General features: G+C 71.9%; 26 protein-coding genes. 16 read left to right on the forward strand and 10 right to left on the reverse strand.

The features are described 5' to 3' along the window. Positions 1–12: 12 nt before the first annotated feature. Complete coding sequence (locus ACA511_RS20395; RefSeq protein ID WP_375026004.1) at positions 13–1,176, forward strand: sensor histidine kinase; 1,164 nt, start codon at positions 13–15, stop codon at positions 1,174–1,176. Then, a complete protein-coding gene (locus ACA511_RS20400; protein WP_375026005.1) occupies positions 1,169–1,795 on the forward strand; it encodes a response regulator in 627 nt (208 codons plus the stop codon). Before ACA511_RS20395 ends, ACA511_RS20400 begins: the two co-directional genes overlap by 8 nt. Here the strand turns inward: ACA511_RS20400 and ACA511_RS20405 are convergent. Then, a complete protein-coding gene (locus ACA511_RS20405; RefSeq protein ID WP_375026006.1) occupies positions 1,792–2,367 on the reverse strand; it encodes a TetR/AcrR family transcriptional regulator in 576 nt (191 codons plus the stop codon). The genes ACA511_RS20400 and ACA511_RS20405 overlap by 4 nt on opposite strands. 117 nt (positions 2,368–2,484) lie before the next feature. Between ACA511_RS20405 and ACA511_RS20410 the strand changes: the two genes are divergently transcribed. Continuing rightward, a complete protein-coding gene (locus ACA511_RS20410) occupies positions 2,485–4,662 on the forward strand; it encodes an MMPL family transporter (RefSeq protein WP_375026007.1) in 2,178 nt (725 codons plus the stop codon). Here the strand turns inward: ACA511_RS20410 and ACA511_RS20415 are convergent, their stop codons facing one another. Together ACA511_RS20415 and ACA511_RS20420 are read right to left on the reverse strand one after the other, a co-directional pair. Then, positions 4,663–5,295: a response regulator gene (locus ACA511_RS20415; RefSeq protein WP_375026009.1), complete on the reverse strand. Its 633-nt coding sequence runs from the start codon at positions 5,293–5,295 to the stop codon at positions 4,663–4,665. Continuing rightward, positions 5,292–6,464, reverse strand: coding sequence for a sensor histidine kinase (locus ACA511_RS20420; protein WP_375026010.1), 1,173 nt, complete (start codon positions 6,462–6,464; stop codon positions 5,292–5,294). Before ACA511_RS20420 ends, ACA511_RS20415 begins: the two co-directional genes overlap by 4 nt. 169 nt (positions 6,465–6,633) lie before the next feature. Here ACA511_RS20420 and ACA511_RS20425 point away from each other — a divergent pair, with 169 nt between their 5' ends. Beyond that, positions 6,634–7,644, forward strand: a complete 1,011-nt coding sequence (locus ACA511_RS20425; RefSeq protein ID WP_375026011.1) for an FtsX-like permease family protein — start codon at positions 6,634–6,636, stop codon at positions 7,642–7,644. After that, positions 7,641–8,348 carry an ABC transporter ATP-binding protein gene (locus ACA511_RS20430; RefSeq protein WP_375026012.1) on the forward strand — a complete coding sequence of 236 codons (708 nt, stop codon included), beginning with the start codon at positions 7,641–7,643 and terminating at the stop codon, positions 8,346–8,348. Before ACA511_RS20425 ends, ACA511_RS20430 begins: the two co-directional genes overlap by 4 nt. Before the next feature lie 11 nt (positions 8,349–8,359). On the opposite strand, the gene ACA511_RS20435 is transcribed toward ACA511_RS20430, so the two are convergent. Together ACA511_RS20435 and ACA511_RS20440 are read right to left on the reverse strand one after the other, a co-directional pair. After that, the gene (locus tag ACA511_RS20435) at positions 8,360–9,025 is read right to left on the reverse strand and encodes a DUF305 domain-containing protein (RefSeq protein ID WP_375026013.1); all 666 of its coding nucleotides are present in this window, start codon (positions 9,023–9,025) and stop codon (positions 8,360–8,362) included. Next, the gene (locus tag ACA511_RS20440; RefSeq protein ID WP_375026014.1) at positions 9,022–10,581 is read right to left on the reverse strand and encodes an LVIVD repeat-containing protein; all 1,560 of its coding nucleotides are present in this window, start codon (positions 10,579–10,581) and stop codon (positions 9,022–9,024) included. Before ACA511_RS20440 ends, ACA511_RS20435 begins: the two co-directional genes overlap by 4 nt. A 137-nt stretch (positions 10,582–10,718) precedes the next feature. Here ACA511_RS20440 and ACA511_RS20445 point away from each other — a divergent pair, with 137 nt between their 5' ends. Together ACA511_RS20445 and ACA511_RS20450 are read left to right on the forward strand one after the other, a co-directional pair. After that, positions 10,719–11,324, forward strand: a complete 606-nt coding sequence (locus ACA511_RS20445) for a TetR/AcrR family transcriptional regulator (protein WP_375026015.1) — start codon at positions 10,719–10,721, stop codon at positions 11,322–11,324. A 161-nt stretch (positions 11,325–11,485) separates the two neighbouring features. Beyond that, positions 11,486–12,136 (forward strand): lytic polysaccharide monooxygenase, encoded by a 651-nt coding sequence (locus ACA511_RS20450; protein WP_375026016.1) that lies wholly within the window; start codon positions 11,486–11,488, stop codon positions 12,134–12,136. A 104-nt stretch (positions 12,137–12,240) separates the two neighbouring features. Here ACA511_RS20450 and ACA511_RS20455 read toward each other — a convergent pair whose 3' ends face one another. Both ACA511_RS20455 and ACA511_RS20460 read right to left on the reverse strand, forming a co-directional pair. Continuing rightward, entirely contained in the window at positions 12,241–12,495 is a 255-nt protein-coding gene (locus ACA511_RS20455) for a DUF397 domain-containing protein (RefSeq protein WP_375026017.1), read from the reverse strand. A gap of 152 nt (positions 12,496–12,647) precedes the next feature. Next, a complete protein-coding gene (locus tag ACA511_RS20460; protein ID WP_375026018.1) occupies positions 12,648–13,337 on the reverse strand; it encodes a hypothetical protein in 690 nt (229 codons plus the stop codon). Positions 13,338–13,734: 397 nt separating this feature from the next. On the opposite strand from ACA511_RS20460, the gene ACA511_RS20465 reads away from it, so the two are divergent. Next, positions 13,735–14,580 (forward strand): helix-turn-helix domain-containing protein, encoded by an 846-nt coding sequence (locus ACA511_RS20465; RefSeq protein ID WP_375026019.1) that lies wholly within the window; start codon positions 13,735–13,737, stop codon positions 14,578–14,580. Positions 14,581–14,648: 68 nt separating this feature from the next. Then, complete coding sequence (locus ACA511_RS20470) at positions 14,649–14,960, forward strand: hypothetical protein (protein ID WP_375026020.1); 312 nt, start codon at positions 14,649–14,651, stop codon at positions 14,958–14,960. Here ACA511_RS20470 and ACA511_RS20475 read toward each other — a convergent pair. The 3 genes from ACA511_RS20475 to ACA511_RS20485 all read right to left on the reverse strand — a co-directional run bounded on the left by ACA511_RS20475 (position 14,957) and on the right by ACA511_RS20485 (position 16,826). Further along, positions 14,957–15,481, reverse strand: a complete 525-nt coding sequence (locus tag ACA511_RS20475; protein WP_375026021.1) for a flavin reductase family protein — start codon at positions 15,479–15,481, stop codon at positions 14,957–14,959. The two genes, ACA511_RS20470 and ACA511_RS20475, sit on opposite strands and share 4 nt — an antisense overlap. 80 nt (positions 15,482–15,561) lie before the next feature. Next, positions 15,562–16,188, reverse strand: coding sequence for a TetR/AcrR family transcriptional regulator (locus ACA511_RS20480; RefSeq protein ID WP_375026022.1), 627 nt, complete (start codon positions 16,186–16,188; stop codon positions 15,562–15,564). Between the two features lie 8 nt (positions 16,189–16,196). Next, entirely contained in the window at positions 16,197–16,826 is a 630-nt protein-coding gene (locus tag ACA511_RS20485; protein WP_375026023.1) for a TetR/AcrR family transcriptional regulator, read from the reverse strand. A gap of 192 nt (positions 16,827–17,018) precedes the next feature. Here ACA511_RS20485 and ACA511_RS20490 point away from each other — a divergent pair, with 192 nt between their 5' ends. The 7 genes from ACA511_RS20490 to ACA511_RS20520 all read left to right on the forward strand — a co-directional run bounded on the left by ACA511_RS20490 (position 17,019) and on the right by ACA511_RS20520 (position 23,019). Beyond that, on the forward strand, positions 17,019–18,338 hold the full coding sequence (locus tag ACA511_RS20490) for an ABC transporter substrate-binding protein (protein WP_375026024.1): 1,320 nt from the start codon (positions 17,019–17,021) through the stop codon (positions 18,336–18,338). Positions 18,339–18,400: 62 nt separating this feature from the next. Then, a complete protein-coding gene (locus ACA511_RS20495; RefSeq protein ID WP_375026025.1) occupies positions 18,401–19,315 on the forward strand; it encodes a branched-chain amino acid ABC transporter permease in 915 nt (304 codons plus the stop codon). A 4-nt stretch (positions 19,316–19,319) separates the two neighbouring features. Next, complete coding sequence (locus ACA511_RS20500; protein ID WP_375026026.1) at positions 19,320–21,011, forward strand: ATP-binding cassette domain-containing protein; 1,692 nt, start codon at positions 19,320–19,322, stop codon at positions 21,009–21,011. An 11-nt stretch (positions 21,012–21,022) separates the two neighbouring features. Next, positions 21,023–21,751: an ABC transporter ATP-binding protein gene (locus ACA511_RS20505; protein ID WP_375026027.1), complete on the forward strand. Its 729-nt coding sequence runs from the start codon at positions 21,023–21,025 to the stop codon at positions 21,749–21,751. Between the two features lie 107 nt (positions 21,752–21,858). After that, positions 21,859–22,170 (forward strand): hypothetical protein, encoded by a 312-nt coding sequence (locus tag ACA511_RS20510; RefSeq protein WP_375026028.1) that lies wholly within the window; start codon positions 21,859–21,861, stop codon positions 22,168–22,170. Then, a complete protein-coding gene (locus ACA511_RS20515; protein ID WP_375026029.1) occupies positions 22,170–22,763 on the forward strand; it encodes a DUF6879 family protein in 594 nt (197 codons plus the stop codon). Before ACA511_RS20510 ends, ACA511_RS20515 begins: the two co-directional genes overlap by 1 nt. Positions 22,764–22,851: 88 nt before the next feature. Further along, positions 22,852–23,019, forward strand: coding sequence for a hypothetical protein (locus tag ACA511_RS20520; RefSeq protein WP_375026030.1), 168 nt, complete (start codon positions 22,852–22,854; stop codon positions 23,017–23,019). Positions 23,020–23,062: the final 43 nt, after the last annotated feature.

Below are 23,062 nucleotides of genomic sequence, written 5' to 3' on the forward strand. Positions count from 1 at the left end.
CAAACTGGCACAGTGGCAACGATTCAGGAGCAATGGGAGCGGTTCTACCGCTGGGGGCCGTTCGGCCTGCTCCCGCTCGCGACCTTCCTGGCGCTGCTCATCCGGGACGAGGTCATGTCGGCGGAGGAGGAGCGGGCGGCGGCGGCCCTCCTGGTCACCGCGGTGGCCCTCCAGGTCCTGCACGCCGGAGGGAAGATCCCGGGGCACGTCTACTTCTGGACCCGGACCGTCCTCGCCTTCGCCATGTCGTGGCTGAACCCGTTCTTCTGCGTCTACGCCGTCCTCGGGTACTTCGACGCCCAGCACTACCTGACCCGCCGCTGGGCTCTGCCCGGAGCGTTCATCACGGCGGTCACCATGGCGGGCGCCCAGTCCGGCGGCCTGCCGCCGGCGGGCCTCGCCCAGGCGGCCGGGTTCGCCGGGCTCCTCGGCCTGAACACCGGGCTCGTCTTCATCTTCGGCGCGCTCGCCGACCGGGAGGCCGAGCGCACCCGCGTCCAGGACGAGACCATCGCCGAACTCGAACGGGCCAACGCCCGGCTGGAGCAGGCCCTCGCCGAGAACGCCGGCCTCCAGGCCCAGCTCCTCGTCCAGGCCCGCGAGGCCGGCGTCAGCGACGAGCGGCGGCGGCTGGCCGCCGAGATCCACGACACCATCGCCCAGGGCCTCGCGGGAATCATCACCCAGCTCCAGGCCGCCGAGGACGGCGAGCACGTCCGCCGCGCCACCGGCCTCGCCCGCGCGAGCCTGCGCGAGGCCCGCCGGTCCGTGCAGGACCTCGCGCCCGCCGACCTGGAGCACGGCACCCTCCCCGAGGCCCTCAAGAAGATCACCGAGGGCAGGGCCCGGCTCACCGTCACGGGGACGGCGGAGCCCCTGCACGACGAGCTGGAGGCCGCGCTCCTGCGCATCGCCCAGGAGGCCCTCGCCAACGCCGCCCGCCACGCGCACGCCGCCCGCGTCGGCGTGACCCTTTCCTACATGGACGACGAGGTGACCCTCGACGTCCGCGACGACGGCCGGGGCTTCACCGCGGCGGCCCGCCCCGCGCGCGGCTTCGGGCTGACCGCCATGCGCGAGCGCGCCGAGCGCGTCGCCGGCACCCTGGAGATCGAGTCCGAGCCCGGCCGGGGCACGGCCGTCTCCGCCCGCGTACCGTTGATCCGCCATGCCTGACATCACGCTGCTGATCGTCGACGACCACCCCGTCGTCCGGGACGGGCTGCGCGGCATGTTCGCCGCGACCACCGGGTTCGAGGTCCTGGCCGAGGCCGCCGACGGACGCGAGGCCGTGGCGCTCGCCGAGCAGCTCCGCCCCGACGTCGTCCTCATGGACCTGCGGATGCCCGGCGGAGGCGGCGTGGAGGCCATCACCGAGCTCGCCCGGCGCGGGCTGCCCTGCAAGGTGCTCGTCCTCACCACCTACGACACCGACACCGACACGATCCCGGCGATCGAGGCGGGCGCGACCGGCTACCTGCTGAAGGACGCGCCGCGCGACGACCTGTTCGACGCCGTCCGCGCCGCCGCCGAGGGCCGGACCGTCCTGTCCCCGGCCATCGCGTCCCGCCTGGTCTCGCGCGTGCGCGACCCGCGCGGCGGCTCGCTGAGCGCCCGCGAGCTGGAGGTCCTGCGGCTGGTGGCGCGCGGCACCGGCAACCGGGAGATCGCCGCCGAGCTGTTCATCAGCGAGGCCACGGTCAAGACCCACCTGACGCACATCTACGCGAAGCTGGACGCCAACGACCGGGCCGCGGCGGTGGCCACCGCCTACGACCGGCGCCTGCTGCCCTAGCCGGGCCCGCCGACGACGGCCGCGATCGCGTCGAGGGTGAAGTCGGTGACGGCGGCGGGGTCCTTGCCCGCGTCGATGGCGCGGATGGCGGTGTCGACGAGGGACTGGACGGCGGACTGGAGCAGGTCCGGGTGCCGCACGTCCAGCTCCGCGACGGACCCGCTGAGCAGTGCCTCCAGGTCGCGGTGCAGCGCCATGATGCGGCCCATGGCCTCGGGGGACAGGGACGCGCGGGCCAGGCCGACGCGCCACCCGTGGTCGCCGCGGGAGCCCTCGGCGATGTTGGCGCGGGCGTAGGCGAGGACGCGCTCCACCGGGGTGGGCGCGGCGTCGACGGCCTGCCGGACGGCCGCGGTCCAGCGCGGGAAGTCGCGGGCGGCCACGGCCTCGGTCAGCTCGTCCACCGTGTCGACGTACTTGTAGACGCTGGAGCGGGCGATGCCGACCCGGCGCGCGACGGCGCCCACGGTGAGCCGGGCGCCTTCGAGGAGGATCTCCTCGGCCGCGTCGACCAGCGCGGCCTCCATCCGGCTGCGGTGCTCCCGGACGGTCGGCGCGTTGATCTTCGGCACGCCGGTCCCTCCGCTTCCCCGCCCCCTGACCGCTCCGCACGCGGATGGGGATATGGTATCCGCAGTTATAGCGACACCCTGTTTCCAAAACTCCCCGTTCCTCTGACGAAGGTGCCCATGTCGGCTCTGCTGCGGGCGATGCTCGCCTCGAAACGCTCGGCGGCCCTCACGGCCGTCCTCTGGATCGTCCTGACCGGCGCGCTCGCCGGGCTGGCGCCCGACCTCAAGTCGGTGCAGGACGACTCGTCGGGGAACAGCGCCCCGGCGGCGAGCGACTCGTCGGTGGCGCAGCGGGAGCTGGAGCGGGCCTTCCCCGGCAGCGACGCGCTCCCGGCGGTCGTGGTCGTGCGGGCCGAGGACGGCCCGGCGGCCGCCGCGGCCGTGACCCGGGCCGCCGGGACGCGGCCGGGGCTCGGCATGCCGGTGTCCCCGGTGTGCGGTCAGGGCGGCACGAAGCCCGGCACCGACTGCGTCCCCGGCGGGGACGGCCTGACCTCGGCGGACGGGCGGACGCGGGTCGTGATCGTCCCCGTCACCGGCGACCCGGCGGGCGACGCCTTCGAGGACGCCGTCGCCGGCCTGCGCACGGCCGTCAAGGACGCCGCCCCGGCGGCGACGGTCGCGGTGACCGGCCCCGCCGGGATCATCGCCGACACCGTCAAGGTCTTCTCCAGCGGCGACAAGGTGCTGCTGCTCGGCACCGTGCTGCTCGTCCTCGTGATCCTGCTGGCGGTGTACCGGTCCCCGCTGCTGGCCCTCGTGCCGCTGCTCGCGGTCGGCGTGGCCATGCGGGTCACCGAGTCGCTCGGCGCGCTGCTCGCCGACGCGGGCGCCCTCACGGTCAGCTCGCAGACCGCCTCGATCATGACCGTGCTGCTGTTCGGGGTGGGCACCGACTACGCGCTGATCATCACCAGCCGGTACCGGGAGGCGCTGGCCGGCGCCCCCGACCGGTTCGCCGCGATGCGCGCCGCGCTGCGCGGGACGGCCGAGTCGGTGCTGGCCAGCGCGTCCACCATCGTGCTCGCCATGTTCGCGCTGCTGGCCCTGGTGTCCCCGGCGCTGCGCGGGTTCGGGCCCTACCTGGCGCTCGGCGTCGCGGTGATGGCGGTGGTCGCCTTCACCTTCATCCCGGCGGCCGTCCTGCTCCTCGGACGCGCGGTGTTCTGGCCGTTCTCCGAGGCGGCGGTGGCCCGCCGCGCGGCGGCCGGGGGCGTGTGGCGGCGCGCCGCCGACCTGGTCGTCACCGCGCCGCGCCGCGTCCTCGCGGGCACCCTCGTCCTGCTGGCGGTGCTCTGCCTCGGGATGACCGGGTACAAGGAGAGCTTCGACTTCGTCAGCGGCTTCCGGGTCGGCACCGACTCGGCGGCCGGGCAGCGCGTGATCGACCGGGAGCTCGGCGCGGGGGAGATCGCGCCGTCCACGCTGCTCGTGCGCGGCACGGGCATCACCCCGGGCCAGGCGGAGGCCGTCCGGGCGAAGCTCGCCCCGCGGGCGGCGCGGACGGCGTTCGACCCGCGGCGCGACATCGCACCCGGCGGCGGGGCCGCGCGGATCACGGTCGTGCTGAAGGACAACCCCTACTCGCCCGCCGCGATGGACGCCGTCGAGCCGCTCCAGGACGCGGCCGCCGCGGCCGCGCGGGACGCGGGGATCGCGCGGGCCAGGGTGCTCGTCGCCGGGCCCACCGCCGAGACCGCCGACATCAAGGCGGCGCTCGACCGGGACATGCTCGTCCTCGTCCCGCTGGTGCTGCTGATCGTCGGGCTGGTGCTGGCCGGGCTGCTGCGGTCGGTGCTGGCGCCGCTGTACCTGCTCGCGACGCTCGTCCTGTCGTTCCTGGCGACGCTCGGCCTGACCGTCGCCGTCACCGTCTGGCTGGGCGGGGACCTGGGCATCGGCAACCGGGTCACCGCCTACGTGTTCATCTTCCTGGTCTCACTGGGCGTCGACTACAACATCTTCATCATGAGCCGGTACCGGCAGGAGGCGGCGCGCAAGCCCCCGGTGGAGGCGCTGCGCGCGGCGATCACCCGGACGGGCGGCGTGGTCTCCTCGGCCGGGCTGATCCTCGCGGGGACGTTCGCGGTGCTGATGACGCAGCCGATCCGCGAGCTGTACCAGTTCGGCATGGCGATGGCGATCGGGATCCTGCTGGACACGTTCATCGTGCGGCCGCTGCTGGTCCCGGCGATCGTCCGGCTGCTCGGCGACCGGGCGCTCTGGCCGCGCCGTCCCGCGCCCGTCGTCCCCGAGCCGGGAGTGGAGCCCGGCGTGGCGCCGGTGCGCGGGTAGTCAGGACGGGCGGATCAGCCCCCGGCGGGTCGCCGCGGCGACGGCGGCGGTGCGGGAGTCGACGCCGAGCTTGGCGTAGATGTGCACCAGATGCGTCTTGACCGTGGTCTCGCTGAGGAACAGCCGCTTGCTGATCCGCCGGTTCGACAGCCCCTCGGCGACCAGGCCGAGGACGTCCAGCTCCCGCGCGGTCAGGGTGGCGGCCGGGGTCCGCATGCGGCCGAGGAGGCGGGACGCGACGCTCGGCGCGAGCGCGCTGTCCCCGGCGGCGGCCGACCGGATCGCGGCGAACAACCGGTCCGGCGGCGCGTCCTTCAGCAGGTAGCCGGTGGCGCCCGCCTCGATCGCGGCGAGGATGTCGGAGTCGGTGTCGAACGTGGTCAGCACGAGGACGCGCGGGGCGTCCGGCCCGGCGGTGATGCGGCGGGTGGCCTCGCCGCCGTGGATGCCCGCGCCGAGCCGCAGGTCCATCAGGACGACCGCGGGCCGCAGCCGCCGCGCCTCGGCGACGCCCTCCTCGCCCGTCGCCGCCTCGCCGACCAGCTCGAAGTCGGGCTGGTCGGCGAGCATGGCGCGGAGGCCGGAGCGCACCACCGGGTGGTCGTCGACGAGCAGGATCCGGATCGGGGTCATCGGCCGCCCCCGTCGCCGCCGGGCAGGGGGAGGGCCGCCACGACGGCCGTCCCCTCGCCCGCCGCGGACTCGACGTCCAGCGTCCCGCCGAGCGCGCGGGCCCGCTCCCGCATGGCCCGCAGGCCGTAGCCGCCCGCCGGCGCCGCCGGGTCGAAGCCGCGCCCGTCGTCGAAGACGTCCAGGACGACCATGTCGTCGAGGTAGGTCAGCGTGACCCCGACGTTGCCGGCGCCGGAGTGCTGCGCGGCGTTGCCGAGCGCGCCCTGCGCGATGCGGAGGAGCGCCACCTCGTACTCGGTGGGCAGGTCCAGCGGCACGCCCGACGTCTCGAACCGCATCCGGGACGCGGACCGCGCCGCCGCCGACTCGGTGATCCGGCGGAGCGCGTCGGTGAGCGACGACCGCTCCAGGACGGGCGGCGCCAGCTCCCGGACGAAGTTGCGCGCCTCCGCGAGGTTCTCCGCCGCCGCCTCCTCGGCCTCCGCGAGCCGCCCCCGCGCGGCGTCGCGGTCGGCGTCCAGGTCGCGCTGCGCGGCGCGCAGCAGCAGGATGATGCTCGACATGCCCTGCGCGAGCGTGTCGTGGATCTCCCTGGCCAGCCGCTCCCGCTCGGTGAGCCGCGCCGCGTCCCCCTCCGCCCGGACGAGCCGCTCCCGGGTGCGCACCAGGTCGCCGATCAGCAGCCGGCGCTCCTCGCTCTCCCGGTAGAGCGCCTGGTAGGCGAGGGCCATGAGGGTCGCGACGGCCGCGCCGACGCTCGGGCCGAGGACCTCCGCGAGCGTGGGCCCGTCGCCGTGCCAGGCGACGGCGCCGACCGCGGCCGCCGTCAGTAGCGCGACGCCCGGCAGCGCCCAGGCGAGCCGCAGCAGGTGCACGTACAGGAAGAAGAGCGGAAAGGCCAGCCACACGAACGCGGGGGACGCGAGCGCCAGCGCCGCCCATCCGGCGGTGAGCAGCGCGAGCCACGCCCGCGCCGGCCCGGGCCGAGGGCGGCGCCGCGTGCCCTGGACGACCCCGGCGGCGTACAGCGTCCCCAGCAGGAGCCCGCCCGCCAGGACCGGGCCGTCCCGCAGGCTGCGGGCCAGGGCGATGGCGAGCAGGACCAGGAAGGTGCCGTGCATGGCCCAGGCGAGCAGGCGCATCGCCGGGGAGAACGGATCGTTCCTCATTTCTCACCCAGCGTAAGCGAGGAACCCCCAGGTCACATCGATCGAAAGGTTGATCCGGGCCGTCCGGAAGGAGGCGGAGCGGCGGTGCCGCCGCACGATGTGCCGCGCGTCCCGTCCCGCGAGGCTGGAGGCATGGGACGTCGAAGGGACGGGGGGATCCACGGTGTTCGTGGCATTGCGTGACCTGCGCTTCGCCAAGGGGCGGTTCGCGCTGATGGGGTCGGTCGTGCTGCTCATCACGCTGCTCGTGACGATGCTGTCCGGCCTCACCGAGGGGCTGGCCCGCGACAGCGGCTCGGCCGTCGCCGGACTGCCCGCCGACCGGGTGGTGCTGAGCGGCGACTCGTTCGCGACCAGCCGCATCGACGAGCGGACCCTGCGCGGCTGGCAGGACGTCCCGGGCGTACGGGCCGAACCGCTCGGCATCGGCATGAACCGGCTGGGGGAGGGCACGCCGGTCGCCCTGTTCGGCGTCGACTCGGGCAAGGCCGCGCCGCCCCCGGGGCAGGTCACCCTCTCCCGGGACCTCGCCGAGGCCACCGGACTCAGGCCGGGCGCCCAGGTCGAGGTCGCGGGCCGGACCCTCACCGTCGCGGGCATCGGCGACGCCGCGTCGTACAGCCACAACCCGGTCGCCTGGCTGCGGATGGACGACTGGCGGGCCGCCGACCCGCAGGGCTCCACCGTCCTGCTGCTGCACACGACCGGCGACCCGGACCTCGGCGCCGCCGACCGGCGGCTCGGCACCACCGCCCTCGCCCCGGGCGACGCCGTGTCCAAGATCCCGTCCTACTCCGCGGAGAACGGGTCGCTGCAGCTCATGCGCGGCTTCCTGTTCGCGATCTCGGCGCTGGTCATCGGCGCGTTCTTCACCGTCTGGACGATCCAGCGCCGGGGGGACGTCGCCGTGCTCAAGGCGCTCGGCGCGAGCACCGGCTACCTGCTGCGCGACGCGCTCGCCCAGGCCGTCCTGGTGCTGCTCGCCGGGGCCGGCCTCGGCGGCGCGGTCGGCGCGGCGGCCGGCCTCGCCCTCGGCGGCGCGGTGCCGTTCGTCGTGTCGGCCGGCACCACGCTCGTCCCCGTCACCGCGATGATCGCGCTCGGCGCCGCCGGGGCCGCGCTCGCCATCCGCAAGATCACCTCCGTCGACCCGCTGACCGCGCTGGGAGCGGCACGATGAGCCTCCGCCTGACCGACGTCGTCCTGACCTACCCCGACGGCGACCGGACGCTGACCGCGCTCGACCGCGTGTCCCTGGCCGTGGGGCCGGGCGAGTTCGCCGCCGTCGTCGGGCCGTCCGGCTCGGGGAAGTCGAGCCTGCTCGCCGTGGCGGCGACCCTGATCCTCCCGGCCTCGGGCGCCGTCTCCCTCGGGGGACGGGACGTGACCGGCCTCGGCCCCGCCCAGCGCACCCGCCTGCGCCGCGACCACATCGGCATCGTCTTCCAGCAGCCGAACCTCCTGCCGTCCCTCACCGCCCTCGACCAGCTGACGGTCATGGCGCACATGTCCGGCCACCGGAACGCCGCCGGCCGCGCCCGCGACCTGCTCGCCGCCGTGGGCCTGACCGGCATGGAGCACAAGCGCCCGCACCAGCTCTCCGGCGGCGAACGCCAGCGCGTGAACATCGCCCGCGCGCTGATGAACGACCCGCAGGTCCTCCTGGTGGACGAGCCCACGAGCGCCCTGGACCACCACCGGGGCGAGCAGATCGTGGCGCTCCTCGCCGGCCTGACCCGGGACGAGCGCGTGGCGACCGTCATGGTCACCCACGACAAGGCCCAGCTGGCCGCCGTGGACAGCGTCCACGAGATGACCGACGGCCGCCTGGCCGTGCGCGTCCCGGCCCGCCGGGACGCGCCGGGGCCCGGCGAACCTCGATGAGCGGTCGCCGGTCAGCCGGACGCGGGCGACGGCAGCGGGCGCTCCCCCATGGCCGACAGCAGGCCGAGCATGGTGGCGGTCTCGCGGCGCTGCGCGGCCGTCATGAGCGTGGCCGCCGACCGGACCTGGGGGAGCGTCGTCCGCTGGACGGCGGCGGTGGTCATGAGCAGCCCGCCCTCGTGGTGGCGGATCATGAGCTTGAGGAACCAGGCGTCGGCGTCGGCCCCCTTGACCTCTCCCAGGCGCCGTATCTCTCCGACCGAGGCCATGCCGGGCATCACCGCACTGCCCTTCGCGGCGCCGTGGCCGTGGTGCCCGTGGTGCGGATCGCCGGTCATCCAGGTCATCGGCGGCCCCGAGGAGACCTGCGGCGCGTTCCACAGCGACAGCCAGCCCTGCATCTGGCCGATCTCCTTGAGCTGGTTGAGCTCGATCCCCGTCGCCAGTTGCGCCACCGGCGGGCTCAGCCGGCCGCCGGCCGTCTGGACCATCGTGACCGCCTGCTGGTGGTGGACGATCATGTCCTGGCCGAAGCCGATGTCGGCCGAGCCGGGGGTCGCCGCCCGCGCCTCGTCCGGGGCGCGGCCGGTGCCGGACAGCAGCATCGCCGCCGCGGCCCCGATCACCATGAACCCGGCCGCCGGGAAGAACCGTCCCGCACCCCGCCGCCAGTTCATCGCAGCGGGTACGCGCGGTTGGTGAAGCGCAGCAGCAGCGCCCCGTTGTCGTCGCACGACACCCACAGCCGGTCGCCGTCGAAGCGCGGCGGGGACATGCACCAGTCGGCGGTCATGTCGGTCTCGCCCGTGTAGGGCGCGGGCTTGCCGGGGTAGTCGCTGACGATGTCGGAGAAGTAGGCGCCGAACGGGACGAACGCGTGCGCGGAGTTGACGAGCCGGCCGCGCCGCCCCACCTGCGCGGGCGGGTTGAAGTAGGCGATCTCGCGCGGACGGGTCAGGTCGCGTATGTCGAACACCCGGATGCCCGACTGCACCCAGCCGCAGGCCAGCGCGGTCGGATCGGCGGGCCGGTCCAGGGTGCAGTAGTGGGAGTCGTACCCGAAGATGCCGTTCTTGGCGGTGTCGGCGCCGCGCACCCTGAGGTTCTCCGGCCGGTTGATCTCCAGTTTGAGCCTGCGGACGAGCCGGGGGCGGCGGTCGTCGGAGATGTCGAAGATCCGCGCCCCGCCCGAGCCCAGTTCGTCGACCGCCAGCAGGTAGGGCCTGCCTCGGTCGGTGAACGGCTGGGCGAACTGGGTCACGATGCCGTCGCTCCAGGTCGTCTCCGACACCCGGCGGAGCTGGGGGTGCGGGTCGCGGCGCTGCACGTCGCTGGAGTCGAAGATTGTGACCCCGGCGGGGATGCTGGAGCTGGCGACGTAGATCCGGTTGCCGTCCGCGCTGACGTTCACCCCGTGGTTGATCATGCCGGTGAGCCCGTTGTAGACCACCTCGGGCGAGCGCGGATCGGTCATGTCCAGGGCCGCGATGGCGCCGCCGAGCAGCCCGGTCGTCCAGTAGGTGCGGCCGTCGGGCGACCAGCTCGCCTCGTGGCCGGGGAACGCCCCCGGCATGGTCAGGGCCGTGCCGTGGACGCCGTTGAGCAGCCGGGGGTGGGCGCAGTCGGTCTTGACGTCGTACACCGAGACGAAGAACCCGCCGGTGACGGCGCCGACCGACACGGCCGCGAGCAGCCCCCGCCCCTGGTGCACCTTGAGCGTCTCCCAGGTGCCGCCGACCGTCGCGGGGCTGACCAGCGAATCGCTCAGCCTCGGCCGGCGCGGATCGGACATGTCGACGACGTTGACGCCCTTGTGCTTGGCGGTCAGGACGCTCGGCAGGATCGTCCCCAGGTACTGGCAGCGGCCGTAGGACGCCCCGACCGTCCCCTGCCCCTGTCCCTGGTACCGGCTGAGCAGCTCCAGGTTGCACCGGTATCCGAGCTTGCTCCGGCCACTGGTGCGGTCGGCGAGCGGAACCTGTCCCTGCAACCCGGTCTCCGGCGAGGAACCGGGACCGCACTCCGCCCGCGGCACCGCCGAGCCGGCCTCGGCGTCCGCGGCGGCCCGTCCGGCGTCTCCCGCGACGACCGTGCCCAGCGAGGCGGTGAGGGCCGCCACCGCCAGCGCGGCGCCCGCCTTCCGGGCTCGTCCCCGGGCCGGCCGCGCGGGCGCCGGGGTACGCTCGTTCGCGGCTGAGGCGGCGGTGACCGGACGGCGCATCGCAGGTCTCATGACGGCTCCTCAGGGGGCGGCGGAGTGCGCGGTGGCGCTCCTTATCGAAACGCTGGCGTTTCTTTAAGGTGGGCTCACTGTAAGGGCCCGTTCGCGCGGTGTTGACGAAGCCCGCTGAGCAAATCGCCGGAGGAAATGTGGGTTCGGACGCTAGCCCCGCGGCCAGGCGGCGCAGCCGCGTCTCCCCCGACCGCGCGGCCGAACTGTTCGCCCTCGTGCTCGACCAGCTCGCCGAGGTCGGCTACGACGCCCTCAGCGTGGAGGCGGTCGCCGCGCGCGCCCGGATGAGCAAGGCCACCATCTACCGGCAGTGGGGCGGCAAACCCGAACTGATCGTCGCGGCGGTGCGGTCGCTCGGCACGCGGAACGTCGACACCATCGACACCGGCAGCCTGCTCGGCGATCTGAAGTCCTACATCGCCCGGTTCCACGAGATCGCCGCCTTCGACCGCGGGACGAACCGGGCGCTGACCCATGCCGTCCACCGCGATCCCCGGCTGATGGCCGCCGTCCGCCAGACCGTCGTGGAACCGGGCGTCGCCGCCCTGAACACCATGCTGTCGCGTGCCGTCGCCCGCGGCGAGGTGGCGGCCGACTGCAAGGCGCTGCCCTACGTCAACCACATGCTGATGGGGGCGCTGGGCGGCGAGAGCCTCCTCGGCGAAGACCTCGATGCCGACTTCCTGAACGGCTACATCGACCACGTGATAGCCCCCGCACTCGGCCTGCGCGCCGGCGGCTGACCCGGCGCGGCCTGCTCCACGTCTCGACCTGGGTCACGACGACCGCGGCCTTGCCGTGAAAGCTTTCACGGGCGGCATGACGCATGGTCGCGCGCCGGGTTAGCCTTCCCGTGGAAGCGCTTCCAGTCCGGCAACCCCGCCACCGGAACGGAGAACGCGCGATGCGTCACAACCGGATACGCCGTGCCCTCACACTGCTCCTCACGGCGCTGCTCCTGCCGATCCTGTGGGTGGACACCGCGTCCGCCCACGGCTCGGTGATCGACCCCGCCTCCCGCAACTACGGCTGCTGGGACCGCTGGGGCGACGACTTCCAGAACCCCGCGATGGCGGAGGAAGACCCGATGTGCTGGCAGGCATGGCAGGACAACCCCAACGCCATGTGGAACTGGAACGGCCTCTACCGCAACGGCGTCGGCGGCGACCACCAGGCCGCGCTGCCCGACGGCCAGTTGTGCAGCGGAGGCCAGACCGAGGGCGGACGCTACCGCTCCATGGACGCCGTCGGCGCGTGGAAGACCACCGACATCGGCACCACCTTCTCGGTCAACCTGTACGACCAGGCCAGCCACGGCGCCGACTACTTCCTCGTCTACGTCACCCGGCAGGGCTACGACGCCCTCACCCAGCCGCTGCGCTGGAGCGACCTGGAACTCGTCCGCCAGACCGGCAGCTACGCCCCGAGCAACAACTACGCGATCGACAACGTGAGCGCCCCCGGCCGCACCGGCCGCCACGTCGTCTTCACGATCTGGCAGGCGTCCCACATGGACCAGTCGTACTACATCTGCAGCGACGTCAACTTCCGCTGACCCGCCGACCCGCCGGCCTGCTCCCACGCGGAGGCCCGGAAGCCGCACGATGCGGGCTTCCGGGCCTCTGCAATTCTCAGAGCGAAGGGCGTTCGTCTGGTTTTCTATTTCAGGTCGAGCTGCCCCGCTTTGACGCGTCCGAGGAAGCCGGTCAGCACGTCCCGGCCGAGAATGATGACCGGGCTCGACTCGTCGAGGACGCTGTCGCGGATGCCGGTCAGCCCGGCGCCCATGGGACTCACTTCGAGGCAGCCGCTGGTCGCCCCGCAGAACCGGCTCTTGCGCCACTTGTTCTGCTCTGGGCCCTGACCTGCTGGGCTAGTGCGTGCTCTGGGTGGTTCGCCGTCTGCGGCTGCCATGTGCATGAGAATTCCTCTGCGGGGACTACCTGATCTGGAGTGGACAAATGCGGCCGCGCTCTCATGGGGAGAGCGCGGCCGCATCTAGTACTAAGGATGGGGGGTCCACGCAAGGCGCTTGTGGTCTAATCGGCGAACTGGGGGCAAAATTGTTACGTGAACTCCGTAAGCACGGGGAGAGAGTCGAGCGCGTCCGATTCGCTGACATCGGGGATGTGAATCCACCCGTAACGGGTCAGCCCGCAGACGTTGACCTCGACCGCGCGCTCGTACGACTGCGGGCACAGGCCGGAGTATCCGTGGATGACGATGGCCTCGTAGATCTGCTGGGACACGACCAGGGCGAGGGGCGCGCTGGTGTCCCGGAGGGCCGAGCGCACCGCGTCGGCGTCGAGGAGCCGGATCGCCGCGTCGATCTCGGCGCCGAACGGGCCGTGGTCGTCCCGGAGCAGGTCGCCGGCGTGGACGACCGCGCGCATGCGCAGCCGGTGCGTGGGACGCTCGGCGGGCGGCAGAGCGGCGTTGTAATCGTCCAGGAGGCGCGCGAGCACCGGGATGAGCGGGTCGAGTAGGCGTGACCTGGGCACCTCGTCCGTGGGCTGGACGAGGAGGAGCACGCCGTCGCCGCGGTCCTCGATGGGTTCGCAGCATCGGTCCTCGATGCCCGCCGCCCGCATCGCGCGATGCAGGAGCAGATAGAGCTGGTTCCGCAGCTCGACCTTGATGAGGTCGGTGCGGGTCGACGAGCTCTCCAGGTCGAGCGCGAGGATGCTCCGGTGAAGGGGGCCGCAGAGGGGCAAGGTTCGGTCCTCCCATCCCCAGTCGGCGGACGAGTCGTCCACGACGCAGAGGCCGCCACCGCGGAGGTGGCATGTCCCGACACCGCGCCATCGCGATCACGGGCAGCGACACAATGCTTCGCCTCGGGCCGTTGCGCCCGCGGCGACTTACTCCCCTTGCCCCCAATATGCCCGACCCGTGTCGCCCGTGCATCATGCACGGCTTGATGCACCTGGTCGTTCATGCAAATCTATCCATGTGGTGACACGCCGTTTTGAAATTCTCACTCTGTTCGGACGAGTTCTAATGTAATATCTGCAGTGCAACATGCACCGAGGGTTTCGTATCGGGACAGTCGTCCGTTATCCAGCAGTTCAAGATCCGTGACGCCAGGTGGTCGTCGCCATTCCTGGCCGCCCTTGGGAAGAGTGGGCCGTGCCGACAACGCAAGCTCCGTCCGTGCGCCGGCGACGCCTGGGTGTCGCGCTGCGCCGCATGCGTGAGGACAGCGGTCTCAGCACCGAGATGGTCGGACGGCGTCTGCGCTGGTCGGCCAGCAAGGTCTCGCGTATCGAAACGGCCCGCATCGGGGTGCGGGAGTCCGACATCAAGCGCATGCTGCGGCTCTACCAGGCCGAAGAGCACGCGCTGACCGAGCTGCTCGCCCTGGCCCGGGAGGCGGCGAGCCCCGGTTGGTGGGCCCGCTATCCGGGCTTGCCGCAGGATCAGGCCGCCTACTGCGCGCTGGAGGACGAGGCCGACGTCGCGCTCGCCTATGACCCGCAATGGGTGCCCGGGCTGCTGCAGACGGAGAGTTACGCGCGTTGCCTGATCCTCGGCTGGGCGCAGATCGTCTCCGCACCGGCGGCGCTCATCGAACGCGATCTTCAGGTACGTCTGAAGCGCCAGGAACTCCTGCGGGCGCCGCGTTCCCTGCGCTTGTCAGTGATCTTGGACGAGGCCGTGCTGCTGCACCGTATCGGCGACGCCGGGATCATGCGGCGGCAACTGGAGCGGCTGGTGGAACTCGCGGATCTGCCCAATATGGAATTGCGGATACTGCCGCTGGACGCCGACCACAGCGCCGCCCTCCAAGCGTTCACGCTCCTGGAGTTCGCGCCCTCCTTCGAGGTCACCTTTCCCGCCGTCGTGCACAGCGAAAGCCATCCGCTGAGCCTCGTCCAGGACGAGACGGTCACGCACGAGCACCGCCGCGTCTTCGACTGGCTCGCGCGGCGGAGCCTCACCCCGGCGGACTCGGTGCGCCTGATCCAGCGCACCGCCGACCGCGCCTGGCCCGCCTGACCGCGTCCGCGCGTGTCGGTGGCGGGTCGTAGGGTCGGGGCATGTCGCGGCGGCGTTTTGATCAAGCCATGGAGGCCATGCGGGGGACGGAACCCCGGGGCCGGGAGGACGCGTTCGACTTTCTGCGCGAGCATGCCGACGCGTACGTCGACGAGCTGATCGAGGAGTTCACGGCCGAGCGGGACCAGGGCCTGCGCTGCTGGCTGCTGGAGCTGCTGGCCGAGGCGCGGTCCGCGAAGGCGCTGGAGGTGTTCCGCGGGCAGCTGGAGAGCCTGGACGAGTCGTCGCAGTTCTGGGCCGTCCGCGGGCTGGAGATGCTCGACACCCGCGAGGCCGAGCAGGCCCTGCACCAGGCGCGCGCCGGCGGCTGGATCTCCTAACGGCCCGCCGGGTCGGTGGGGGTGAAGGTGCCGTAGGCGCCCTGGTGGAAGAGGAGGGGCGTCTCGCCGTCGCCCCGTTGCAGGTTCAGGACGCGGGCGACGACGATGTGGTGGTCTCCGGCGTCGTGCAGTTGCTCGATGGCGCAGTCGATCCAGGCGACCGCGCCGTTGATGACCGGGTTGCCGGCGGGGGACGGCCGCCAGCCGATGTCGTGGAACTTGTCCGTCTTGCGCATCGCAACGGCGCGGCAGACGTCCTCCTGGTCGGCGGACAGGACGTTCACGCAGAAGCGCTCGCCCGACTCGCGCAGCGCGCGCCATGAGCTGGAGCCCTTGTCGGGCAGGAAGGCCACGAGCGGCGGGTCGAGGGACACCGAGGTGAACGAGCCGACCGTCATGCCGATGGCCGTGCCGGACGCGTCGAGCGCGGTGATCACGACGACGCCGGTCGGGTAGTGCCCCAGCACCTGCCGGAAACGGGCGGGGTCGATGATGCCGGCGTCGCTGGCTGTCAGTCGCATGGCGTCCTCCCTGTAGCGATCGCTACAGAGATTGCCATGCGCGACCCCCATATGACAACCGTGGTGCTCTCCGGGGACGCTCAGCCGGCGTCGGCGATCGCCTGCTCGACGATGGCCACGACGATGGCGACGAAGTCGTCCGGGTCCCCGTCGTCGTGGATCTGGTGGGCCAGGAACAGCCCGTCGGTCGAGGCCAGGACGATGCGGGCCAGGTCCATCGCGAGCTCGGGACGGCGGGCCTGCAGTTCGGTGTCGAAGTACGAGGTGAACCAGGCCGCGATGCTGTTGGACACCGCGTCGCGGGTGGCGAGGAAGTACTGGCGCGCCTCCGCCTCCACCTCGCGGGACTCCAGCAGCAGCATGTGCCCGATGCGGAGGAAGTCGGGCGCGCCGCGCAGGGTGCGCACCGAGCGGGAGAGGATCGCGCGCAGCCCCTCGGCCAGCGGGCGCTCGTCGCGCGGGTCGCGCTCCCAGCGCGGCTGGGCGCTGATCCACTGCTCGAAGCTGTGCCGGACGACCTCGGCGATCAGGTGGTCCTTGTCCTGGAAGAACCAGTAGACGGAGCTGGCCGGCAGGCCGGACCGCTTGGTGACCCGCGAGATCGTGGTGCCCTCGTAGCCGCACTCCGAGGCGATCTCGGCGGCGGCCTTGAGGATGCGGTCCCGGGAGATCTCCCGGTCGTCGGCGGGACGGGAGGTGGACGACATGGTGCTCATCATCCCGCCTCGCGGAGCCAGGCCGCGGCCTGGGCGTGCACGCCGGCGGCGATCAGGTCGACCAGCCGCTCCAGGTTCCAGTTCCGGCCCGAGTGGACGCCGATGTAGAGCCCGTCCATGACGGCGAGGTGGAACCGGGACAGGCGGTCGGCGACCTCGCGCGCGCGGTCGTCGGCGGGGAGAACCTGCTCCCACCAGTCGCGGATGGCGGTGCGGGTCTCGGCGCGGACCTCGATGTAGCGGCGCCGCGCGGCGGGCTCCTTAGGACGGTTCGCCAGGCCGAGCATGAGGCCGAGGCGCCAGAACTCGGGCCGGGTGGTGATCGCGTGCGAGGCGCGCTGCAGCCGGTCGCGGATCTCCTCGGCGGGGTCGGCGATGCCGACCCGCTCCTGCCAGGTGGGGGCGGTCTCCCGCCAGCGCCGGTAGCTGAACTCCAGCGTCTCGGCGAGCAGTTCGTCCTTGTTACGGAAGTGCCAGTAGACGGAGCTGGCCGGCAGCCCGGTGGCCTCGGTGACCAGCGCGATCGAGGTGCCGTCGTAGCCGCGCTCGGCGGCGATCGCGAGGGTCGCCTCCAGGATCCGCAGCCTCGACTCCTCGCCCTGCTGATGGCGTCGCGCCGTCTTCCGCATCCGTGCGTCTCTCCTCTGGCCTTCGGAAACCCGGCCCCGGCGGGGGGTTGTGTCGACCATCACATCATGGGTACGGTCACAGCGCGTCCCTGTAGCGATCGTTCCAATCAGTGTAGCGATCGATACGGATCAATCCGGGCGTGAATGGTTCCTGGCAACGCCGCGGCGTTGGTCAGCGAAACGGAGAAGACAATGCCCACCCTTCGCAGCGATCGCCGCCGCCGGCGGCTGCTCGCCCCCGTCCTGGCCACCCTGACGGCGGCGGCGACCCTCACGGCCTGCGGCTCCGGCGACGCCGGCGTCAGCGCCGCGGACGCCAAGACCCAGGCCGCCGACCTCGTCAAGGTCCTCGACATCAAGGACGGCGCCGACCTCGGCGGCGACGTCGCCTTCAAGCTCGGGGCCGCGCTCACGCTCTCCGGGCCGTCCGCCAGCAACGGCGAGTCGATGCGCAACGCCATCGATCTCGCGACCAAGCAGATTAAGGCGGCCGGCGGGCCGGCGATCGAGCTGAGCGTCAAGGACATCAAGGGCCCCGACCCCGTCGCCGCCAAGCAGGCCGCGTCCGAGCTGGCGTCCGAGGGCGTCCCCGCCAAGATCACCTCGATGGGGGACGGGCTCGGCGCGATGCTCGCCGACACCGACAAGAACAAGATCCTCAGCCTGGACGGCGTCGGCGGCGCCCAGGTCTTCACCAAGGGCACCCAGTACTTCTACGGCACCCGCGAGGTCGCGCCGTCCGACGCGGTCCCCGGCGCCCTGGAGTGGTTCAAGAAGACTCACCCCGAGGGGCGGACGGTCGGGCTGGTCGGCGTCGACCTCGGCCCGCTGAACGCGGCCATCCAGGCCGACATGAAGGCGAAGATCGAGGCCGCGGGCCTCACCTTCAACGGGCTGTGGGAGACCGTCTCGCCGAGCTCCCAGGACTACGCGAGCATGATCGCGAAGGTCCGGAAGAACCAGCCGGACCTGCTCTGGGTGGCCTTCGGCGGGGCGGCCCCCGGCGCCTTCACGGCCCAGGCCAAGAGCGCCGGAATCGACGGCGAGATGCTCGGCATCGAGTTCACGCAGGAGGCGGTCAAGGCGTCCAAGGGCGTCCTCGACTCGGACGGGTTCAAGTTCGCGATGGACTACTTCGACGCGTCCAAACCGTCCAATCCGCTGGCCAAGCTGTTCGCCGACGCCTACGAGAAGGCGTACGGCGCGCCCGCGGACTTCTACGCCGCGAACGCCTACGAGGAGACCCTGATGATCTGGGACCTCATCCGCCGCGTCGTGGCGGACGGCGGGAAGCCGGGCGACAGCGCCCAGCTCAAGGCCGCGCTGGAGAAGGACCCGAAGTTCGCCTCGGTCTACGGCGGTGACGCCGGCACGGTCGGCGCCCTGGAGATCGACCTGAAGACGCACGGCGTCGCGAGCCGCCCGATGGGCGTGTTCGAGTACAAGGACGGCAAGGTCAAGGCGCTCGCCACCTACAACGTGGGCGGCCAGGAATTCCGACTCGCCCCCTGACCTCTGCCTGCCGGGGGACGGTCCGCAGCGGGCCGTCCCCCGCCCTCGATCCCGGAGGCTCCATGCATGACCTGCTGGACACCGAACTCTGGCAGCTGACCGTCAACGGCCTCGTCCGAGGCGCCTTCTACGCCGCGCTCGGCGCCGGGCTCGCCCTCGTCATCGGCGTCACGGCCCGCTTCCACTTCGCCTACGCGCTCACCTACACCGTCGCGCCCTACGCCGCCTTTTGGGTCATGGACGGTCTCGGCGTGCCGTTCTGGCCATCCGCGCTCATCGGGCTGGCCGCGGCGGTCGCGGTGAGCGTGCTGCTGGAACTCGGCGTCTACGAGCCCGTCGCGCGCCGCGCCGCCGACCGCGCCATGCTCGCCGTGCTGGTGACCTCCATCGGCGTCAGCACCGCGGGCATCGCGCTGCTCCAGCTGAAGGTCGGGACCAGCAGCCTGCCGTTCTACGGACCCGAGCAGGTCAGGCACGACCTCGGCCCGGTCCAGGTCTCCAACTTCGACATCGAGCAGGCGGCCACCTGCGCGGTCCTCGTCGCCGGGCTCGCCGCGTTCCTGGCCTTCACCCCGATCGGACGCTCGATCAAGGCGGTCCGCAGCAATCCCGGCCTGGCCGGTGTGCTGGGGATCAGCGTGCGCCGGGTCAACGTCGTCTGCTTCGCCGTCGCCGGGCTCATCTCCGGTGCGTGCGCGCTCTGGTACGGCCTGCTCTACACGGTGCAGCCGACCATGGGCGACACGACGGTCATCTACGGATTCGTGGTGGCCTTCCTCGCGGGCACCCGCTCGTCCCCGCTCCGCGCCCTGCCGGTCGGCATCGGGCTCGGGCTCCTCGAGCAGTGGGCGTCGAACTGGCTGTCGCTGCAATGGACGCAGACGGCCGTGTTCATCGTCCTCACCGGCTACCTCGCGTTCCTCGCGGGCCGGGACCGCCTCCCGCGCCTCCGCCCCGCCTCGCTGAAGGGGGCCTGACGCCATGTGGATCAACTATCTGGACCAGGCGCTGCTGCTCGCGGCGCTCGCCGTCAGCGTCAACCTGCTCGTCGGCTACGCCGGGCAGGTCTCCGTCGCGCACGCCGCGTTCGCGGGCGTCGGCGGGTACGCCGTCTGCTTCCTCGCGGGCGTGCACGGCTGGCCGTACCTCGCCTCGCTCGGCGTCGCCGTGCTGGTCGCCACCGCGATCGGCGTCGTGATCGGGCTGATCGCGCTCGGCCTCGCCGAGGAGTTCCTCATCCTGATGACGCTGGCGTTCTCGCTGGGGATCATCGGCGTCTTCGCCACCTTCGACTCGCTCGGCGGCGTCATGGGCATCACCGGTGTGGACGGGCTGCGGCTGTTCGGGACGGAGCCGTCGACCCCGTCCGACTGGCTGATCCCGTCGGGCGCGGTGCTCGCGCTGGTCTACGCCGTCTGCCGGCGCCTCGGCGAATCCCCGTACGGCCGGGTGCTCAAGGGCATCCGCGAGGACGCGGTGGCGACCCGGGCGCTCGGCAAGAACACCTTCGGCTACAAGATCGGCATCTTCGCGATCACCAGCGGGCTGACCGGGCTCATCGGCGGCGTCTACGCGGGCTGGCTCGGCCAGGCCACCCCGTCGGCGTTCGGCTTCCCGCTCGCGATGGCGGTGTTCGCGATGGTCATCGTCGGCGGCAACGCCAACCTCACCGGCTCGATCGTGGCCGGCGTCGCGCTCACGATGATCGAGCCGCTGCTGCGCGAGGTGCTCGGCGTGCAGAGCACGCAGGCGGCACTGCTCCAGGTGGTGCTGTACGGGGCGCTGCTGGTGCTCGTCATGATCGTCCGGCCGCAGGGGTTGTTCCCCGAACGCGCCCGGAAGGTCGTCGCGCCCGGTTCCAAGCCACGAGCGCACGTCTCGCCCCGATCCGAGCGCCCGCTTTACGACGAGGCCGAGGTGGTCCTCCGGGCGGAGGGCCTGTCCAAGCGCTTCGGCGGCATCGTCGCCGCGAAGAGCATTGACCTCGAACTGCGGCGCGGCACGATCACGGCGCTCGTCGGCCCGAACGGCGCCGGCAAGACGACCGCGTTCAACCTGCTCACCGGCACCGTCGTCGCGGACACCGGATCGGTCACGCTGAACGGCGCCGAGCTGGTCGGGACGCGCCCGGACCTGATCGTCCGCGCCGGGCTGGTCAGGACCTTCCAGGACGTCCGGCTGCTGAGCCGCCTGACCTGCCTGGAGAACGTCATGCTCGCCGTCCCCGGACAGCCGGGCGAGCGGCTGGACCGCCTCTTCGTCCCCGGCCGCGGCGTCTCCCGCGCGGACCGGGACGTCGCCGCGCAGGCGATGCGGTGGCTCGACTTCGTCGGCATGGCCGACCAGGCCGCGACACCGGCCGACGCGCTCTCCTACGGCCAGTCGAAACTGGTCTCGCTGGCGCGTGCGCTGGCCACGAAGGCCGACGTCCTCCTGCTGGACGAACCGGCCTCCGGCGTCGACGCGACCTGGGTGGAGACCATGCTCTCCATGGTCGCCGCCGTCCGGGACGAGGGCCGCACCGTCTGCCTGGTCGAGCACAACCTCGACGTCGTCCGCGAACTGTCCGACCACACCTACTTCATGGAACTCGGCGAGATCACCGCGTCCGGCACGCTCGCCGAGCTGACCGGCTCGGCCCGGCTCGCCGAGGCCTACTTCGGCGCCCAGTAGAGAGGACGCGCATGACTCAGGAGACGGTGCGGGACGCGCCGCTGCTCGACGTGAGCGACCTGGTCGCCGGCTACGGCCGCAAAGAGGTGCTCCACGGGATCGCCCTCCGCGTCGACGCGGGCGAGATCGTGACCCTGATGGGGCACAACGGCGCGGGGAAGACGACCGCGATCCGGTCGGTGCTCGGCGCGGTCCGCCCGCGCTCGGGGACGGTCCGGATCGCCGGCCGCGACACCACCCGCCGCCCTGTGCGCCGGGCCGTGGCGGCGGGCGTCGCCATGATCCCGTCAGAACGCTTCGTCTTCCCCGACCTGTCGGTGCACGACAACCTGCTGCTGGGCGCGGCCAACGCCCCGTCCGGCACCGACACCGCGGAGCGCCTCGCGACGGTCAAGGACCTGTTCCCGATCCTGGACGAGCGCGAGAAGCAACCGGCGGGCTCGATGTCGGGCGGGCAGCAGCGCATGGTCAGCCTGGGCATGGCACTGATGGCGCGCCCCAAGCTCCTCCTGCTGGACGAACCGTCCCTCGGCCTGGCCCCATCCGTGGTGGAGTCCATCTTCGGACGGCTGCGCGCACTAGCCGACGAAGACGGCCTCGGCATCCTGCTGCTGGAACAGAACGTCAAGCAGGCCCTGCACATCACCGACCGCGCCTACGTCATGCGCTCCGGAAAGGTCATCCTGGAGGAGACCGCCGACCAGATGCGCCAACGCACCGACTTCTGGGACCTCTTCTAACGAAACGAACGCGGTCAGGAGGACGGCCCACTTTAGGCCTATGGTTCGCCCGATATTCAGAGATCAAGCTTTTCGCATCACGGGAATCAGTTGATCAATGCGGCCACGTGGGCGTCATCGGCGTTTGTCAGAAATATGGTCTTGGTAGGGTCAGCGGCGTCTGCTATCCGGAGGTGCCGATGAAGGCGATCAGTCGGCTCGGCAAAGCACCGACCGAGCGCGGTGACACGACCTCGACCACGGGTTCCCCTGATATCCTCGCCCTCAATGATGGCGCATTCGCCGTGATCGGCGTCGACATTACCGAAGAACTGGGGCCGAATCCGCTCGAAGACGCGCGGTGCGCTTCGAACGAACGCATCGTCCGGATCACGCGCGCCACTCTCATCTCCGCGAAGAAAGACATCCCGGACGAATGATGCATCAACCGCCTCCGTGGGTACTCGACGGCAGCGAACGGCTCACCCTGGAGGGCTTCCTGGAGTCGTTCGGTGAAGCCTGGGCCCGGACCGAGCGTCGCTTCCTCAAGCTGGAGTGCTGGCAGTCGTACCGGGAGGCCGATGGCGTCCGCTCGCAGGAGGCGTTCCAGGCGGGCGACGCCGCACTCGCCCGCCGCCTCCTGGAAGAGGAGGCGATGGGTGACCAGCCTCTGCGCGACGAGGTGGAGGCGCGCAATCTGGAGTTCACCCGGGTGCGGCTGCTGGCCTATCCGCTCACCGGCTACCTGCACTACGAAATGATGAATTACGAGGTGCGGAGCCGGCTCGGCGAGCACATCGAGTTCTTCATACCGCCGTCTCCCGTGGAGAGCTACTTCGACTTCCTGCTATTCGACTCCCACACCGCCCTCATCCACGACTACGGGGCCGGCCCGGTCGGCTATCAGGTCGGTGGCTGGCTCACCCATGACGCGAAGGCGCTCCAAGCTCTTGCGGACATCGCCACCGACCTGCGTGCTCGCGGCGAGCAGGTGCGGCCGCTGGAAGGCATCTCAGACACATCTCGCGCCTGACACGGTGGTGTCATGACCGGCAGATTCAGACGGGCCCTGCCCATGAGCCTCGCGATCACCGCGGGGCTCCTCATCGTGGTCCTGTGAGTTGCCCGAACTCCGAAACGCCCTGCGGTTCCTCATGACGAGCCCCGACATGCGCGCCTTCCGGTCCCGAAGCCGCCAGCCCCGCGTCACCATCACCGAGGGCGACGGCCCCGAGGACACCTTCTCGGCCGAGGTCGACGCAGCGTACACCGACACCATCGCCCCGTAATGGCGGACGCACAGAGACGAGCCCTCGACCCGCTTCGGGACGA

The organism is Actinomadura sp. GTD37 (genome assembly GCF_041951365.1).
Lineage (GTDB): Bacteria > Actinomycetota > Actinomycetes > Streptosporangiales > Streptosporangiaceae > Spirillospora.